General features: G+C 73.1%; 1 protein-coding gene. It reads right to left on the reverse strand.

The genetic code is table 11. The features are described from left to right. Positions 1 to 1,103, reverse strand: a 1,103-nt coding sequence (locus PV721_RS43490) for a serine/threonine-protein kinase (RefSeq protein ID WP_416371303.1), incomplete at its 3' end; no start/stop codon positions are given. Positions 1,104 to 1,144: the final 41 nt, after the last annotated feature.

The following is a 1,144-nucleotide window of genomic DNA, read 5'->3' on the forward strand; positions in this document are numbered from 1 at the left end:
CCGTACACGGGGGAGTGCGCACCGCCCGTCGGCCCCTGCGTCGGCGCGTACGCCGGGTGGACCGGTCCGGAGGCCTGCGTGGGGGCGTACGCCGGCCGGGCCGGCTCGGGCGCGTGGGTCGGCGTGTACGAGGGCTGCGGAGGCGTCTGCGCGGGCTGCGGAGGCGTCTGCGCCAGCTGCTCGCGCCGCGCGATCTCCGCGGTGACCGGCGCGGGCAGCCAGTCCGCGAAATCGCGCAGCTCCCGGCCCGCCGACTTCCGGCACCACTCGGCGATCTCCGCGGGCAGCGGCCGCTGCGCGGCATCGGCGGCCAGGCACCGCTCCAGCAGGGGCCGCAGCGCGTCCGGGTAACCACTGAGGTCCGGCGCCTGCTGCGGGGTGTTGGCTATCGAGGCGGCGATCGAGATGCCCGCGCCGTCGCCGTAGGGGTGCCGGCCGGTGGCCACGACGGCGGCGATCAGACCCAGCGCGAAGATGTCGGTGGCCGGGGTGACCTGCTTGCCGAGCGCGTGCTCGGGCGACATGTACTGCGGGGTTCCGATGAACCCGCCGCTGCGGGTCAGCTGGGTGGTGTCGGTGGCCCGCGCGATCCCGAAGTCGATCACCCAGGGGCCGTTCGAACCGAGCAGGATGTTACTGGGTTTGAGATCGCGGTGCACCACCGAGGCGGCGTGTACGGAGTGCAGCGCCTGCGCGGTGCAGCCGATCAGCTGGAACACGGCGGGCAGCGGCAGCGGCCCGTGGGAGGCGAGAGCCTCGTCGAGCGGCAGACCCGGCACGAACGCGGTGGCCAGCCAAGGCTGTTCGCCACTGGTGTCGTGGTCGAGGACCGGCACGATGTGGTAGCCCTGCACACGGCGGGCCGCCTGCACCTCGTGCTCGAACCGGGCCCGGAAGTCCTGCTCCTGGGCGAACTCGCGACGGATGACCTTCAGCGCGACCGGCTGGTTGCCCCGGGTCCGGGAGAAGTAGACGGAGCCCATGCCGCCTTCGCCGATCTTGGCGAGCAGCCGGTAACCGGCGATCTCCTGCGGATCGTTCGGCCCCAGCGGGCCCAGCACGGCGCGGTCGGCGTTCGACATCCATTCCCCCTTGTTGATCACGAGTGGAGATCGTAACGGGCGTCCGCCCCCGCCCCGTGCCC

The sequence above is a fragment of the Streptomyces sp. MB09-01 genome, from assembly GCF_033794505.1.
Classification (GTDB): domain Bacteria; phylum Actinomycetota; class Actinomycetes; order Streptomycetales; family Streptomycetaceae; genus Streptomyces.